Origin of the sequence: Neisseria subflava, from assembly GCF_003044645.1 — a bacterium.
In the GTDB taxonomy this organism is placed as follows: domain Bacteria; phylum Pseudomonadota; class Gammaproteobacteria; order Burkholderiales; family Neisseriaceae; genus Neisseria; species Neisseria subflava_B.
Genome location: NZ_POXL01000011.1, coordinates 1 through 16436, shown reverse-complemented (window position 1 = coordinate 16436; position 16436 = coordinate 1). Strand labels below are relative to the sequence as shown.

The 16436-nt window shown below is 51.5% G+C and carries 11 protein-coding genes and 2 pseudogenes; 8 read left to right on the top strand and 5 right to left on the bottom strand.

Annotation, left to right across the window (positions count from 1 at the left end; translation table 11 throughout):
- Nucleotides 1-121: 121 nt before the first annotated feature.
- The 3 genes and pseudogenes from DBY97_RS10930 to DBY97_RS10915 all read left to right on the top strand — a co-directional run bounded on the left by DBY97_RS10930 (nucleotide 122) and on the right by DBY97_RS10915 (nucleotide 3417).
- Nucleotides 122-1078 (top strand): helix-turn-helix transcriptional regulator, encoded by a 957-nt coding sequence (locus DBY97_RS10930; RefSeq protein ID WP_107858350.1) that lies wholly within the window; start codon nucleotides 122-124, stop codon nucleotides 1076-1078.
- Between the two features lie 171 nt (nucleotides 1079-1249).
- Nucleotides 1250-1777 (top strand): annotated as a pseudogene (locus tag DBY97_RS10920) (IS1595 family transposase); the annotation flags it as partial.
- Nucleotides 1778-1959: 182 nt separating this feature from the next.
- Nucleotides 1960-3417 carry a DUF389 domain-containing protein gene (locus DBY97_RS10915; protein WP_107858348.1) on the top strand — a complete coding sequence of 486 codons (1458 nt, stop codon included), beginning with the start codon at nucleotides 1960-1962 and terminating at the stop codon, nucleotides 3415-3417.
- 44 nt (nucleotides 3418-3461) lie between these two features.
- Here DBY97_RS10915 and DBY97_RS10910 read toward each other — a convergent pair.
- From DBY97_RS10910 to ppk1, 3 genes and pseudogenes are all read right to left on the bottom strand, one after another.
- Nucleotides 3462-3653: pseudogene (locus DBY97_RS10910) on the bottom strand (aminotransferase class IV); the annotation flags it as partial.
- Nucleotides 3654-4097: 444 nt separating this feature from the next.
- On the bottom strand, nucleotides 4098-6113 hold the full coding sequence (locus DBY97_RS10900) for a prolyl oligopeptidase family serine peptidase (RefSeq protein WP_107858347.1): 2016 nt from the start codon (nucleotides 6111-6113) through the stop codon (nucleotides 4098-4100).
- Nucleotides 6114-6215: 102 nt separating this feature from the next.
- Nucleotides 6216-8273, bottom strand: a complete 2058-nt coding sequence (gene ppk1 / locus DBY97_RS10895; RefSeq protein WP_049332845.1) for a polyphosphate kinase 1 — start codon at nucleotides 8271-8273, stop codon at nucleotides 6216-6218.
- A gap of 208 nt (nucleotides 8274-8481) precedes the next feature.
- On the opposite strand from ppk1, the gene fabI reads away from it, so the two are divergent.
- Both fabI and mscL read left to right on the top strand, forming a co-directional pair.
- Nucleotides 8482-9270 carry an enoyl-ACP reductase FabI gene (fabI, locus tag DBY97_RS10885; RefSeq protein WP_070873703.1) on the top strand — a complete coding sequence of 263 codons (789 nt, stop codon included), beginning with the start codon at nucleotides 8482-8484 and terminating at the stop codon, nucleotides 9268-9270.
- Nucleotides 9271-9718: 448 nt separating this feature from the next.
- A complete protein-coding gene (gene mscL / locus DBY97_RS10880) occupies nucleotides 9719-10162 on the top strand; it encodes a large conductance mechanosensitive channel protein MscL (RefSeq protein ID WP_049323121.1) in 444 nt (147 codons plus the stop codon).
- 243 nt (nucleotides 10163-10405) lie between these two features.
- On the opposite strand, the gene DBY97_RS10875 is transcribed toward mscL, so the two are convergent.
- Complete coding sequence (locus DBY97_RS10875; RefSeq protein WP_107858345.1) at nucleotides 10406-13291, bottom strand: Rne/Rng family ribonuclease; 2886 nt, start codon at nucleotides 13289-13291, stop codon at nucleotides 10406-10408.
- A gap of 514 nt (nucleotides 13292-13805) precedes the next feature.
- On the opposite strand from DBY97_RS10875, the gene DBY97_RS10865 reads away from it, so the two are divergent.
- The 3 genes from DBY97_RS10865 to DBY97_RS10855 all read left to right on the top strand — a co-directional run bounded on the left by DBY97_RS10865 (nucleotide 13806) and on the right by DBY97_RS10855 (nucleotide 16061).
- A complete protein-coding gene (locus DBY97_RS10865) occupies nucleotides 13806-14792 on the top strand; it encodes an RluA family pseudouridine synthase (protein ID WP_107858344.1) in 987 nt (328 codons plus the stop codon).
- A gap of 39 nt (nucleotides 14793-14831) precedes the next feature.
- Complete coding sequence (locus DBY97_RS10860) at nucleotides 14832-15323, top strand: SHOCT domain-containing protein (RefSeq protein ID WP_070826668.1); 492 nt, start codon at nucleotides 14832-14834, stop codon at nucleotides 15321-15323.
- 87 nt (nucleotides 15324-15410) lie between these two features.
- On the top strand, nucleotides 15411-16061 hold the full coding sequence (locus DBY97_RS10855; protein WP_107858343.1) for an HAD-IA family hydrolase: 651 nt from the start codon (nucleotides 15411-15413) through the stop codon (nucleotides 16059-16061).
- Nucleotides 16062-16258: 197 nt separating this feature from the next.
- Here the strand turns inward: DBY97_RS10855 and DBY97_RS10850 are convergent.
- Nucleotides 16259-16436: transposase (locus tag DBY97_RS10850; RefSeq protein ID WP_159069494.1), on the bottom strand; the 178-nt coding region annotated here is incomplete at its 5' end.

Sequence of the window (16436 nt, the reverse complement as noted above, 5' to 3'; positions counted from 1 at the left end):
GGAAAGGTCGTCTGAAACACCCTTTCAGACGACCTTTTCCGTTTCAACCAATCCCTGCGCTTGATTATTGGCAATAATTCCTATTTAATTTATTTGTTAGACAACTCGTTCCTATCCAATCATGAACACCGCCGCCATCTACCGCCAATACCAAACCTATGTCCGCTCCGATAAATCCGGCTGGGCATTGGACGGCTGTTCCGACAGCGCGCTCATGGCGCAGGCAAAACAGCCCGGTTTGCATCTGGAAATGTGCATCAACCGCTTCGACTCGGGCATCACCCTGTCGCGGATGCGCGGCGGCGGAACGGGCGCGTTTCCCACCGAAATCCACAATTTCAGCCACAACTGTGCCCTGTTCGTCATGGTATCGGGGCAGAACCGGTTACAAATGGGCGGCAGGGAATACCGCCCGTCTGCCGGCGAAATCTGGTTGGTACGCGGCGAACTGGCGGACGTATCCGAAACCCTGCTGCCCGACAACGGAGGTATGTGCGCGCTGCATTTGGATTTTTCGCTGGAAAAACTGCGCCGCTGGCACGACGAAGGCTTGCTGGACGAACGCCTGTTTTCGCCACAAACGATAGGCCGATTCGCCCTGCAACGGCTGGCGCAAAACGCGGCGGCACTGACGGCGGCGGCCTGCCCCCTGCTGCAACGCCCGTTCGAATCAGACGGCTTTGGCCTGCTCGCTGACGAAGCCGCCGCACTGGAACTCTCCGCCCGATTATTGCGCTTCACCTTCCGCCGCCACGACAACGGCTACCGCCGCCGGCGCATAGACGAAGCCGCCGATATTTTGAACAGCGAATTCGCCCGCCCGCTGACCATCGCCGAAATCGCCCGCCGCGTCGGATTGAACGAATGCTACCTCAAACGCTATTTCAAAGCGCAAACTGGCGAAACCGTCGCCGGACGCCTGCGCCGCCTGCGGCTGGAACACGCTCTCGCCCTCATCGAATCCGGCAGCACTGTCCAATCCGCCATGCACTTTTGCGGCTACCGCCACGCGGGACGGTTTAACGAAGCGTTCAAGCGGCATTACGGATTTTTGCCTTCGGATGTGAAGAAGTGCTGATGGGACGGCAGCATAGATATAGTGGATTAACTTTAAACCAGTACGGCGTTGCCTCGCCTTGCCGTACTATCTGTACTATCTGCGGCTTCGTCGCCTTGTCCTGATTTAAATTTAATCCACTATATTTTGATTGGGGCTGTACTAGATTAGCAGATATGTTACCCTCGGAATATGAAGATAACACACTGCAAATTAAAGAAAAAAGTACAGAAAGAACTACTCCGTTTTTTTGTACTGGAAGTTACCGCTCGTTCTGCCGCCGATATTTTGGGTATCCATCCCAATTCGGCAGCACTGTTCTACCGTAAAATCCGCACGGTTATCAACTATCATTTGGCCTTGGCTGCCGATGAGGTTTTTGAGGGCCCTGTCGAGTTGGACGAAAGCTATTTCAGCGGACGGCGTAAAGGCAGACGTGGTCGCGGCGCAGCAGGAAAAGTGGTTGTCTTTGGTATTCTGAAACGCAACGGACGGGTCTATCCCATTGTCGTAGATAATGCCAAGTCTGAAACGTTACTCCCTGTCATTAAAAAGAAAATCATGCCGGACAGCATTGTTTACACGGATAGCCTGAGCAGCTACGACAAGTTGGACGTGAGCGGTTTTATCCATTACCGCATCAACTATTCCAAGGAATTTGCAGACCGTCAGAACCACATTAACGGCATTGAGAATTTTTGGAATCAGGCAAAACGTGTCTGCTGGTTTCGTGAAGGCCTACGCAGGATCAGCGTTGTCAGCGTTTTCATGTGTATGCTAACCTTCTGCAAGGTATCTGCTTAATCATATTTGAAATCAGTATAAAGCATAATTATCAGTATCCGAAATTCCAGTTAATTAAATATTCAGAGACAATCGTTAAGATTGATTTAAGGATGAAAATGCAAGACCAAGAAAACATTAAAAACCAAGAAGAACAAGAAAATCAGCCAAAAGAAGACAATGGTGCCATGACCAAGTTGCAAGATGTGTTCAATCTTGCGCATGACCAGGCCCATCCCGATAAAATTGATGCCGTCATCCGCGCCAATACTCGGGTGTCCGGGACTAATATGTGGGTATTGATGTTTGCCATTGCTGTGGCGAGTATCGGTCTAAATGTAAACAGCACGGCGGTAGTGATCGGAGCGATGTTGATTTCCCCGTTGATGGGGCCGATCGTCGGTATGGGTTATGGTTTGGCGGTTGGCGATACTGCGCTGATCCGCCAAGCCGTGCGCAATATTATTATATTCGTCGTCATCAGCTTGATTACCGCTACGTTGTATTTCCTGTTAACCCCGCTTAAAGAGGCGCAAAGCGAGCTTTTGGCGCGTACTCAACCGACCCTTTGGGATGTGTTGATTGCCTTCTTCGGCGGTAGTGCGGGTATTGTGGCGCTGACTCGAAAAGAAGGAGGCAATGCCATACCGGGTGTGGCGATTGCTACCGCATTGATGCCGCCCCTGTGTACTGCGGGCTACGGACTGGCACATGGCAACTGGCACTACTTTCTCGGTGCTTCATATCTTTTTGCCATCAACTGCGTGTTCATCGCTTTTTCGACCTTGTTGTTTTCCAAGCTGCTCAAGCTGCCGCGCAGGGGGTTGGTAACGGAATCCAAACGCCGGTTGCAAAGCATCATTATTACTGCCGTCGTGTTGGCTGTGATGATTCCGAGCGGCTATATGGCATCAGGACTGGTGCGTCAGGAGATCTTCAACACCAGAGCCAATGCCGCCATTGCCACTGCGCAGCAACAGGAAGGTTTTTTCGTGCTGCGTAAGATGTTGAACCACAGAGAAAATAAAGTCGGTCTGATTGTCAATGGAACGGGCAATGCCGAGAAAATTTCCGCCTTGCTGGTGAAAAGCCTTAACGCGTCGGGGGTGAAAGAGCCGAAGGTCAACGTGGTCTATGCGGGAGGGAACGATGCCAAAATCGAAGAATTGCTGGCAAGCCGAAACAACCCGGTTCAGCAGCAAAATGAGCTGAAAGAGCAGCAGGCCTATATCGATACCATACTGGCAGGCAAAGCCTCCGATATCGACGATGCAGCGGTACTCAAGGAATTAAAAGCCCAATATCCGGAAGCGGAAAAAATCGTTGTCGGACGCGGCTTGGCTTGGGATAAAGCGCAAACAACGCCTGTTTCCGAACAGTCTGAAAGCCAAAAAAACGTAGAACCGAAGACAGATACATATGACGATATCGTCGTTGTCTCTCTCGAATTGGAGCAGCCATTGCCTGCCAAAGATCTCGAGCGGATACAGGCGTGGTTACGCCAGCGTTATGAGGGTAAGGTAGTGCGCATATTGCAAACGCACAAGTCTCAGACAGATAAACCGTCTAACGAATAATCGCCTTCAGGCTTTATCCATTTCCGAGAAATCATTGATTGTTCCTAGTACACCAAATCCGCCTCAAACACGCCTCTCAAGGCGTTGGAGAGGCGGATTTTTTCTGCGCGCTCGAGCATGTCGCGGGTGATATGCGTTTCGATGACTACGTCCGCGCCCAAGTAGGTTTGCGGCTGCTGCAACACGGCTTGGCGCATGATGCCGTTGAGGATATCCAAATCCAGAGACGGGGTGAGACGGGTGTTTTTGTGCATGTTCATGTTTCAGTATTCTCCTGGAAATACTGTAAACAACGCTACTAGTTTCTACAGCATCGAGTTGATAACGTTCGCCCACACCGGCAAGGTTTTCTGCGCTAAGGACGAGTTTGAGTTTCTCAAAGTCGATTTGGTCTTCGCAAAAGACTTCGGGAAAGATTTGTTTGAGTTTTAATATATTGTTTTGTTTAAAATTATTTTCTAAATCGTGTATAATTCTTCGGTTCGGTTGCCATAATTGCGTCTTCCATCAATGATTACTTACAAAGTGTCCATTTTATCGGGATATGTTGAAAGTTAAAAGAAAAGAAGGCCGTCTGAAAAACTTTAATATTCGTTTTTCAGACGGCCTTCTTTTCGCTTGCCGAAACAAGAGTATTTTGTTTCTCAACTTTACAAAACGGTCAGTCCTGCTGCTTGCTTCTACCCCAAAAATTCTTTCAAAAACAGCAACACGCAGGTAAGTTCGTCGGCGGATTCGCGTTGGGTGCCGTTGCCGGTATGGCCACCGCCGTCGGGCGAGTAGAGCCAAGATTGCGGCGAGGTTTCACGCAGTTTGGCGTAGAACTTGAGCGCGTGGGCGGGATGGACGCGGTCGTCGCTGAGGCTGGTGGTGATGAGCGCTGGCGGATAATCGATGCCGTCTGAAAGATTGTGATACGGCGACAATTCGCCCAGCCAGCGTTTGCAGACTTCGTATTTTTGCGGATTGCCGTATTCGTCCGTCCAGCTTGAACCGGCGGACAGCAGCGGATAACGGATCATATCGGTCAGCGGCACTTCGCACACCAGCGCGCCGATACTTTGCGGCTCGCGCACGAAAGCGGCAGCGGTAATCAGGCCACCGTTGCTGCCGCCCTGCAAACCGATGTGTTTGGGCGAACTCATGCCGCGTTCGGACAAATCGCGCACGACGGCAAGCAAATCATCAACGCTTTTATGTTTGCTGATTCCCTGCGCTGCCTGATGCCAGCGCGGGCCGAATTCGCCGCCGCCACGGATGTTTGCCAATACAAAGGCATTGCCCTCTTCCAGCCAATATTTGCCGACATTGCCCAGATAATGCGGCAATTCGGGAATGCCGAAACCGCCGTAGGCATAAACCAAGGTCGGCGTGTCGAGCGTGGCGTTTTTGCCGACGTGGAAATAAGGAATGCGCTCGCCGTCGGCCGAAGTCGTCCAAAACTGCTGCACGTTGATGCCGTCTGAATCAAACTGCTGCGGCTGACGGCGCATGACGGTCAGTTCCATCACGTTCAGATCCAATGCAAACAGTGTCAGCGGCGTGGTGAAATCGCTGGCGGCAAGGTAAACCACGTCGCCGCCCCACGGTTGGTCGGTCATTTCCAACGCGCCCGAAGGCAGGCGCGGCAGTTCGACTTCCTGCCATTTGCCGTCGGTAAAACGCCATGCTTTCAGACGGCCTTGTACGTTTTCCAACAGGCTCGCCACGACAAAACGCTTGGTCGTTTCCACGCTTTCCAATGCCTGCGTTTCATCGGGCGCAAACAAAAGCTGCGCCGCGCCCAATTCGCCGCGGTTTAATTTTACTGCCACCAACGCGCCACTCGGATAGCTTTGGTTCGCGCGGTTCCAGTCTTTGCGCAACGTCAGTAAAAGATGTCCGGCCAGATAGCCGACCACGTCGCAATCATTGGGTAGGTTCAACGGCTTCGCCTCACCTTCGGCCGACACCTGCAAATAGGTTTTGGTGTAAAAACCGTCTGACGCTTCAATCAAATCAATCGGCGAACCTTGCGGATCGAGATAACGCCACGCGTTCACCATCATGCCGTCTTCGGCAATTTGATATACCGGCAGGCTTTCCTCGAAACTCTTGCCGCGTTCCACCAGCCATACTTCGCGCGGATAGCCCGATTCGGTCAACTGGCGTTCGTCCCAAGCCGGACACACCCACACGCTGTTTTCATCGCGCCACGACACATGGTTTTTGCCTGCCGGAAAGTGAAAACCGCCTTCTACCAATTCCCCTGCTTCCAAATCCACTTCCAGCGTGTACGCCGTATCGCCGCCCGATTTGCTCAGTGTTAACAACGCGCGGTTGGGCTTTTCCACCAAGTGCGACACGCCGCCCAAATACACATCGTCGCCGAGCAATTCGTCGAAATCCGCTACCGAAAACAGGATTTTCCACTCGGGATAGCCGGAACGGTAAGTCGCCGCGGTACACACGCGGTACACGCCCTTCGGATATTCTGCGTCCTGATGGAAATGGTACATCCGCGCGCGGTGTTCCTGACAAAACGGAATCTGCCGCGTGTCCTGCAACTGCGCCAAAATACCGTCAGACAATTCGCGCGCCTTGTCGTTTTCTAAAAAACGGGCGCGCGTTTCAGCATGCGCCGCGGCGGCGAAATTTTGTGTTTCGGGAGATTCGAGGTTTTCAAAATGGAGATAGGAATCGGGGTAAGATTTCATAGGAAAAGGCCGTCTGAAAGATTGGGAAACGGAATTATAACGGCAAAATCAAAAAAGGCCGTCTGAAACCTGCATTTCAGACGGCCTGAGACATTATTCAACTCAACGTCCGTATATTTTCCACAAACCTTCCTGCAAACCAAACGCAGGCTCGCCGTCTTGCGGCTGGGTGCGGACGTAGCTGCCGTCAGGCTGCATCAGCCAAGCCTGGGTATTGTCTTCCAAAGCCATTTCCAAACCTTCGCGGATCACGCGTTCTTTGAGTTCGGGCGTGGTAATCGGCGTGGCGACTTCAATGCGGCGGAAGAAGTTGCGACCCATCCAGTCGGCGCTGGAGATAAAGGTATCGTCTGCGCCGTTGTTATGGAAGCAATACACGCGCGAGTGTTCGAGTTGGCGGCCGATGATGGAGCGGACGCGGATGTTTTCGGACAAGCCTTTTACACCCGGGCGCAAAGTACACATACCGCGCACAATCAGGTCGATTTGCACGCCTGCCGCGCTGGCTTGATACAGCGCATCAATCACGCTCGGCTCGATGAGGGAGTTCATCTTGGCGGTAATCCGCGCCGGTTTGCCTGCTTTGGCGTGTTCGGTTTCCTGCTTGATGCGGTCGATGACCATTTTGTGCAGGGTAAACGGGCTTTGATAGAGCTTGTTCAGACGGCCCGGCTTGCCCAAGCCTGTGATTTCCATAAACAGAATGTTCACATCGGCAGTGATTTGTTCGTCGGCGGTGATGATGCCGAAGTCAGTGTAGATGCGCGATGTGCCTTGGTGGTAGTTGCCGGTACCTAGGTGGGCATAACGCTTGAGCACGCCGTCTTCACGACGGATAACCAAAGCCATTTTGGCATGAACTTTGTAGCCGAATACGCCGTACACGACGTGCGCACCCGCCTCTTCCAGCTGCTTCGCCCAGTTGACGTTGTTGGCTTCGTCAAAACGCGCCATCAGTTCAACCACGACGGTAACCTGTTTACCCGCCAGCGCGGCCTTCATCAATGCGCGTACAAGCTCGGAATTGCTGCCGGTACGATAAATGGTCATTTTGACGGCCAACACATCCGGATCGGCTGCGGCCTCGCGTATCATTTGGACAACCGGATCGAAAGACTGATACGGGTGGTGCAGCAAAATCGGCGACTGTTTGACCAGTTTGAACACGGAGCCGTTTTTACGCAAGGCTTTCAGACGGCCTGCATTGCGCGGTGGGAACTTCAAATCCGGCCTGTCCACCAAATCGGGGACGGCATTGAGGCGCACCAAATTAACCGGCCCTTTGACCTGATACAGCTCGGCAGAAGTCAGCTTGAACTGGGCAAGCAGGAAGTCGTGAATATGCGCCGGACAAGTGTCCGCCACTTCCAAGCGCACGCCGTCGCCGTATTCGCGATCGTGCAATTCGTTTTGAATCGCGGCACGCAGGTTTTTCAAGTCTTCTTCATCGACCGTCAAATCGCTGTCGCGCGTGAGGCGGAACTGATGGCAGTCTTTAACCTTCATACCGGGAAAGAGTTTGCCGACATGGGCGTGCAAAATCGAAGACAAGAACACAAAGCCTGCATCGCCGCCGCAAATTTCAGACGGCATGGGGACGACGCGCGGCAAAATGCGCGGAGCCTGCACAATCGCCATCCCGGACGGACGGCCGAACGCATCCGTACCTTCGAGTTCGACGGCGAAATTAAGCGATTTGTTTAACGGGCGCGGGAACGGGTGTGACGGATCAAGGCCGATGGGGGTGAGAATGGGCAACAGCTCGTTGTCAAAATAGTTTTCGATCCATTTTTTCTGCGCGGCCGTCCATTTGTGGCGGCGATAGAAATGAATGCCGGCACGGCTGAGTGCAGGCTGCAATACTTTGTTAAACAGGTCGTACTGCTCGCGAATCAAGGCCTGCGCCTCTTTCGCTACCGCTTCGATGGTTTCGGCCGCGGTTTTGCCGTTGTCGAGTAGCTGATGCGGGCGCAATTTGTTTTCGCGTTTCAACCACGCCATGCGCACTTCAAAAAATTCGTCCAAATTGGAAGAAACAATGCACAAAAAACGCAAACGTTCCAATAAAGGAACTTTCGTATCCTGCGCCTGAGCCAGTACACGGCGGTTAAACGCCAACAGGCTGAGTTCTCGGCAAAGAATGCGGTTTTGCTCGGGCATGGTTCACTCCTGAAACATCGGTCATTAAGACTATAAAGTATAACGTTTTGCCGCCGTTCCGTCAGGTTTCAGACGGCCTTGGCAGAAAACCTTATCCCTATTTGAGGCAAGACAAAGGGTTATCCGTTGTTTTCTATGCCGAAACAGCGGTTTTTGCTATAATGCGCAGTTTAATGCAACCGCAATACCACTGCTAAAGGATAAGAAAATGGGCTTTTTGCAAGACAAAAAAATTCTGATTACCGGCATGATCTCCGAGCGTTCCATCGCTTACGGCATCGCCAAAGCCTGCCGCGAACAAGGCGCGGAATTGGCATTTACTTATGTTGTCGACAAACTGGAAGAGCGCGTCCGTAAAATGGCTGCCGAACTCGGCTCCGAACTCGTGTTCCGCTGCGACGTTGCCAGCGACGACGAAATCAACCAAGTTTTCGTTGACTTGGGCAAACATTGGGACGGCTTGGACGGCCTCGTCCACTCCATCGGCTTCGCCCCTAAAGAAGCTTTGAGCGGCGACTTCCTCGACAGCATCAGCCGCGAAGCGTTCAATACCGCTCACGAAATCTCCGCATACAGCCTGCCTGCGCTGGCAAAAGCCGCCCGTCCGATGATGCAGGGCCGCAACGCCGCAATCGTTGCACTGAGCTACTTGGGCGCCGTTCGTGCCATTCCTAACTACAACGTTATGGGCATGGCCAAAGCCAGCCTCGAAGCCGGCATCCGCTTCACTGCCGCCTGCTTGGGCAAAGAAGGCATCCGCTGCAACGGCATCTCTGCAGGCCCGATCAAAACCCTGGCCGCTTCCGGCATCGCCGATTTAAGCAAACTCTTGGGCCACGTCGCTTCCCACAACCCATTGGGTCGCAACGTTACCACTGAAGAAGTCGGCAACACTGCCGCCTTCCTCTTGTCCGACCTCGCTTCCGGCATTACCGGCGAGATTACCTACGTTGACGGCGGTTACAGCATTAACGCGCTGAATGACGAAGAGAACTAAACGGTTTACACACCAAACGCACTTTCATGATGAAAGTGCGTTTTTTATGGCCGTTACATTATGGCTTTAATAACTGCATGATAAAAAAGGCCGTCTGAAAGTCAAATACGGATACGAAACATTACCTTTACAGGATTTCAATGATTATGTTTTTAACATTATTATATTATCATTCTATCTCAATTTGAAATTCCGATAGAGCATTGATTCTAAAGATAACATTCATGTTATCTGATACTTAGCCGCTGATAAAAAGTGGTGCAAAAAAGTAACAAAAAAAATTTAGACGGCCTGTTTTTCATACAGAAGGCATAGAAGCAGGGCATTTTTGGCATAAAATACAAAATTTAACACTATTGAATTTTTCTTAACCGATAAAGCGTTAATATGCCTGCCGTTTTATTGAACTACATCTGATTTTGACTCAAACACATACAGGAGATTAATTATGTCAATCGCTTCAGAATTTAAAGAATTTATTATGCGTGGCAACGTTGTCGACCTCGCAGTCGGTATGGTTGTCGGTACAGCATTCAGCGGCATCGTCAAATCATTGGTTGACGATGTAATCATGCCTCCTATCGGTCTGCTGATCGGCGGCGTTGATTTCTCCAACCTGTTCATTACCCTGAAAGACGGCGCACAAGCCGCTCCTGCTGAAGGTTACGCCAACCTGGCAGCCGCTCAAGCAGCCGGTGCCGTTACCCTGAACATCGGTCTGTTCATCAACACTGTGATCAGCTTCCTGATCGTTGCCGCTGCCATCTTCTGCGTGGTTAAAGCCATCAACTCCTTGAAAAAAACCGACGCTCCTGCTGAAGAAGCACCAGCAGAGCCTAGCGAAGAAGTTCTGTTGTTGCGCGAAATCCGTGACTCTCTGAACAAAAAATAATCATAATACCCAAACATACACACACAAACCAAGGCCGTCTGAAACCATTTCAGACGGCCTTTTCTCATACTAATCTGGTATGACCTTTAAGTCCTTCCCACTGAAAGAATTACGCCCTTCCCTTTCTCAGCAAGTTATTCTGCTTTTTTAACCATGAAGCAACCCTCAAATGAGCAGCGCAACTCCTTGCCAATAAAAAAGCCCGATGCGTTCAACATCGGGCTTTTAACTGGAAAACCAATCTTAATCTTTGCGTGTTTCCACCAAAATCATTTCGACTGCTACGTCTTCCACTTCTACTTTAGGCACATCCGAACGGCGTGTTTTAGCAACCGGTTCAGGTTGTGGCTGCGCGGCAAAAGCGGCAACGGCTTGCGGATCGGTTTCAACGAAGATCAAATCGCCCAAGCTCTCAGGCACAACGATTGCGACAGGCGCTGCTTCAGCTACGGCTTCAGTTTGTGTGGCAACAGTTTCGGCTGGTGCTTCAACCGGTGCAACAGTAGCCGTTGCATTCGGAGACAATACCGCAGCAATGGCTTCTTTGACGTTGTTGACTGCAGAAGCAAGCAGGGCTTGTTCGGCATCAGCGCCTTCAGTTTGCGCTACGGCAGGCTCGTCTTCGCTTTCAATCGCAAATACGAATGGCTCTGCACTGGTCACTTCAGGCTCGGATACCACAATCACCAGCGGCTCGGCTTGGTCGCTTTCAGAAGACAATGTCGCATTTGCAGCTTCAACCTTTTCGTTCAAACCTAAAACATGCGCTACGGCAAAGAGGACTTTGTCGGCGGTATCGGTAATGTTCAGGTATTGCTCGATTTTTGCCGAAGACGGGATATTGCGTTTTTTGCTGTTGGAACGGCGGTCGTTGCGGTTGTTGCGCTGACGGTTGTTGCGGTCGCGTCCTTGACGGCCATTGTTTTTCACGCCCTCTTCGTTGCGAGCGTTGTCGTCCGCTTCGACTTGTGCCTGTTCGCCATCGGTTTGAACGTTCACGTCCTCAACACGGTTTTCCGCAGATTGATGACGGTTGCGCTCGTTACGGCCGTTATTGCGGCGGCGTTTATTGCCGTTTTGTTCCGCTTGGTTTTCAGACGGCATCTCAGCCAGTGCAGCCACTTCTTGAACGTTTACGTCCTCAACCGTTTCCTCAACACGGTTGCGCTCGTTGTTGCGATCATCGCGGCGGTTGTTGTTACGGTTGCGGTTGCGGCGGCTGTCTTTACGCTCGTCGTTGCGGCTTTCGCTTGATTTGTTTTCTTCAAACTTGCTGTCGGCAGCTTCGGCATTCACTTCGCGCACTTCGACTTTGCTGCCGTCGTGTTTGTTGTTGCGGCGTGGATTTTGACGGCGGCTGTTTGAACGGCGGTTACTGTTTTGGCTGCGGTTGGTTGTAGTGCGTTTTTCGGCAGGCTCTTGAGCAACTGCGGCAGGTGCAGGCTCACCGCCGAAAATGCGTTTCAACCAAGCTTTGAAGCTGTCCCACCAAGAGGCTTTTTTCTCAGGGGCGACAGTCGGTGCAGGCTGTGTATGGCGCACGCCTTTGACAGCTGGCTCAGGACGGGAAGCTTTGGCTTTTTCGCTGCCGAAAGGTTTGGCAGACTCGTCTTCTTCCGGCTCGGCAACGCGTTTGTAGCTCGGTTCGCCGTCTTCTTCTACGTCATCAATGCGGATGCGGTTGATTTCGTAGTGCGGATTTTCCAAATGGATGTTTGGAATCAGGACGACGTTCACATCCAAGCGCTCCTCCATCGCAAACAGCTCGGCGCGTTTTTCGTTCAACAGGAAGGTGGCAACATCGACAGGAACTTGTGCATGCACTTCGCCGGTGTTGTCTTTCATTGCTTCTTCTTGAATGATGCGCAAAACGTGCAGAGCGGTGGATTCGATGCCGCGGATGACGCCGGTACCGGCACAGCGCGGACACGCAACATGGCTGCTTTCGCCCAAAGCCGGTTTCAAACGTTGACGGCTCAATTCCAAAAGGCCGAAACGCGAAAGTTTGCCCATTTGCACGCGTGCGCGGTCTTTTTTGAGCGCGTCGCGCAGGACGTTTTCAACATCGCGTTGGTGTTTCGGATTTTCCATGTCGATGAAGTCGATCACGACCAAACCGCCCAAGTCGCGCAGGCGCATTTGACGTGCGACCTCTTCGGCGGCTTCCATATTGGTTTTAAACGCAGTGTCTTCAATGTCAGAGCCGCGTGTGGCACGCGCAGAGTTGACGTCGATGGAAACCAAAGCTTCGGTGTGGTCGATCACAATCGCGCCACCGGAAGGCAGGCTGACGCTGCGTGAGAACGCGCTTTCGATTTGGTGTTCGATTTGGAAACGGGAGAATAGCGGCGTGTGGTCTTGATAGAGTTTCAGACGGCCTACATTGCTCGGCATGACGTAGCTCATGAACTCGGCAACTTGGTCGTAAACTTCTTGATTGTCCACCAAAATCTCGCCGATATCGGGACGGAAATAGTCGCGAATCGCACGAATCAGCAACGAGCTTTCCATAAAGAGCAGGTAAGGGTCATGATGCGCTTTGCCTGCTTCTTCGATGGCTTGCCACAGTTGCTTGAGGTAGTTCAAGTCCCATTCCAACTCTTCCGCGCTGCGGCCGATGCCGGCGGTGCGGGCGATGATGCTCATGCCGTTTGGAATGTCGAGTTCGGCCATAGCGGCTTTCAACTCTTGACGCTCTTCGCCTTCGATACGGCGGGATACGCCGCCGCCGCGCGGGTTGTTCGGCATCAATACCAAATAGCGGCCGGCAAGGCTGATGAAAGTGGTCAGTGCCGCGCCTTTGTTGCCTCGCTCGTCTTTTTCGACTTGGACGATGACTTCCATGCCCTCTTTGAGCACGTCCTGAATACGCGCCCTGCCGCCTTCGTAGTCGCGGAAATATGAACGCGATACTTCCTTAAACGGCAAAAAGCCGTGGCGGTCGGTTCCGTAATCGACGAAACACGCTTCCAGCGACGGCTCGATGCGGGTAATGATACCTTTGTAGATATTGCCTTTACGCTGTTCTTTGCCCAGCGTTTCGATGTCCAAGTCCAAAAGGTTTTGGCCATCAACAATGGCAACGCGCAGCTCTTCGGCCTGCGTTGCGTTGAATAACATTCTTTTCATAGTCACCTCGTGAACAGCGGCCGTTTGATTTGTGAATATCTTTTTCAGACGGCCTGTCTGTCCGGTTGGCACTCTTCAAAGGCAAGATGGGAAAATCCCCGTGTAACCAGTATTTGATTTGAAATCCGCAAGGTTGCATGCTTGAACTCAAGCCATGTGCGGACGGATTCGGATAAAGAAGGAAATAAAGAACAATGCGGCGGAAAGGTTGATGGTTCCGCTGCCGTCCGAATGCTGATGCTTCGGACAAAATAAGGCAGCCTACATCTTCTTATTATCGTAGCGCCGGTAATTTCGGACGGTGCTGCGCGTACTGCGTCTTACGCCCGGCCGGACGGCAGGTTCAATTCAAACTTAATTACGGGATTGCGTTTGCCGGCTTTGAACAAACACAAGGAAATGCTTTGCGGAGTGCGTTTTTAATATAAAATCTCGTTTTAACAATAAATCCGTTTCAGACGGCCTGCGACGGCAGGTTCGGGTCCCGAAACGGACGTTTGGGATTATAGAGAAAATGCACGCAATACGCAAAGATTCAGTCAGCCTGATTGCCGTTGCCGAACACGAGGAAGGCCAACGCCTTGATAACTATCTGATAAAAATCCTCAAAGGCGTCCCGAAAAGCCATATCCACCGCATTATCCGCGCCGGCGAAGTGCGGCTGAACAAAAAACGCTGCAAACCCGACAACCGTATTCAGGCAGGCGATACCGTCCGCATTCCGCCGATACGCATCGCCGAAAAACAAAGGCCGTCTGAAAGCCAGGCCGCGCCTGCGCGCGAGTTTGACATCATTTACGAAGACGATGCGCTTTTAGTCATCAACAAACCGTCCGGCGTTGCCGTCCACGGCGGCAGCGGCGTGAGCTTCGGCGTCATCGAACAAATCCGCCGCGCCCGTCCCGAAGCGCGTTATCTCGAACTCGTCCACCGCCTCGACAAAGACACCAGCGGCCTCTTGATGATTGCCAAAAAACGCAGCGCCTTGGTGAAACTGCACGAAGCCATCCGCAATGACCATCCGAAAAAAATCTATCTCGCGCTGGGTGTCGGCAAGCTGCCGAACGACCGCTTCCACGTCAAGCTCCCCCTGTTCAAATACACCGGCGCACAAGGCGAAAAAATGGTGCGCGTCAGCGAAGACGGCCAATCCGCCCACACCATCTTCCGCGTGTTAAACCGTTTTTCAGACGGCCTTTTGCACCAAGTCGGCCTGTCCAACCTGACCTTTGTCGAAGCCACCCTGAAAACCGGCCGCACCCACCAAATCCGCGTCCACCTGCAATCACAAGACTGCCCCATTGCCGGCGACGAACGCTACGGCGACTATCAAGCCAACAAGCGCCTGCAGAAACTCGGTTTGAAAAGAATGTTCCTGCACGCTTCCGAGCTGCACTTTGCCCATCCGCTGACCGGCGAAAAACTGATCCTGAAAGCCCCCCTGCCGCAAGAATTGGCGCAATTCGTTTTAATGTTGGAAAATCAGGAAAAGGCCGTCTGAAATCAAATAGATTTACTTAACCCAAAATAAGGAAACGTCATGTCTAAATTTTATCTTCTATTAGCATTAATTTTAGCTGGTTGTACAACTGCATCGGGAATCCAAATCGTTGAAAAGGGAAACTCGGGTTTTGATACAGCAATCATTTACAAAGGCAAAGAAACTATTTTAGATGTTAATGAAAATAATGAACAAGAATATCGCATATTCCACCAAGGAGCATCAGGATTTACTCCTTCAACTGCTGTGAGACATAGTGCTGAAAAAAGAGCACAGGCTTTCTGCAAACAAAAAAATAAAAGTATGAAAGCAATTAGAGAAAGAGCATCTACTCCTCCTCACATCTTAGGGAATTGGCCTAGGATTGAAATTATTTTTATCTGCACAGAGACAAAACAAGTAGATATTGATAATTCAAGCAACAACAAAAAATATGATCAATTAGTAAATTTAAAGAAATTATTAGATCAAGGTATTCTTTCCGAACAAGAATTCAATCAAGAAAAAGTTAAAATATTAAGTAACCCATAGTTCTATTCGTGTATTTTGGTGAATTCAGCTACATCAAAATACACTTTTAAAATAATAAGTTATTCAAGGCCGTCTGAAAGGAAACCCATGAAACCCAAACTCATCATTTTCGACTGGGATGGCACGCTTGCCGACACCACCAACCCCATCATCCACACCTTCCAGCAAAGCTTTGCCGATTGTGGCCTGCCCATTCCCGAAGCCGACCAAATCCGCCCGCTCATCGGATACAGCCTCTCCGGCATCATCCGCCGCCTTGCCCACAACGTCAGCGAACACGTTCAGGAAACCCTGATTGAGACCTATGCCGCGCACTACCTCAATCCCAACAACCACAACATGACTCTGTTCCCCGAAGCCCTGCCCTGCCTGCAACGCTTGAAGCAACAAGGCTATTGGCTTGCCGTAGCGACCGGAAAAGGCCGCAGCGGACTGGATAGGTCCATCGAGCAAACCGGCACCCAAGCCTTCTGGCTGGAAACTGCCTGCGCTAGCGAATATCCGTCCAAACCCGCGCCCGATATGGTACTCGCCCTCTGCGACCGACTGGGTGTTGAGCCGGAAGAGGCCGTCGTCGTCGGCGACACCACCCACGACCTAGAAATGGCCGCCAATGCCAAAATCCGCGCCATCGCTGTCACCACCGGCGCACATACCGCCCAACAGCTTTCCTCCATGCCCCATGTCGCCATGCTCAACAGCTTGGCCAAATTGCCTGATGTATTGGAAACCTTATAAGCATAAAAGGTTATGCAACATCTATATTAAAATTAAAGGCCGAGACCTTTGCAAAATACCTCTCTTCACCTTTTCGCTGACAGCCAGAACCCAAACACAGGTTTTCGTCTATTTCCGCTCCTAATTACTCCTGATTTTACCCAAATACCCCCTTAATCCCCCTTGGATACCTGATTAATCAGGCATCCGGCCGCCTTTTAGGCGGCAACAGGCGCACCTAGCCTGTTGGCCGCTTTCAACAGGTTCAAACACATCGCCTTCAGATGGCTTTGCGCACTCACTTTAATCAGCCCGAAATAGGCTGCCCGGGCATAGCGGAATTTACGGTGTAACGTACCGAAGCTTTGTTCGACTACATAACGGGTCTTCGACAAA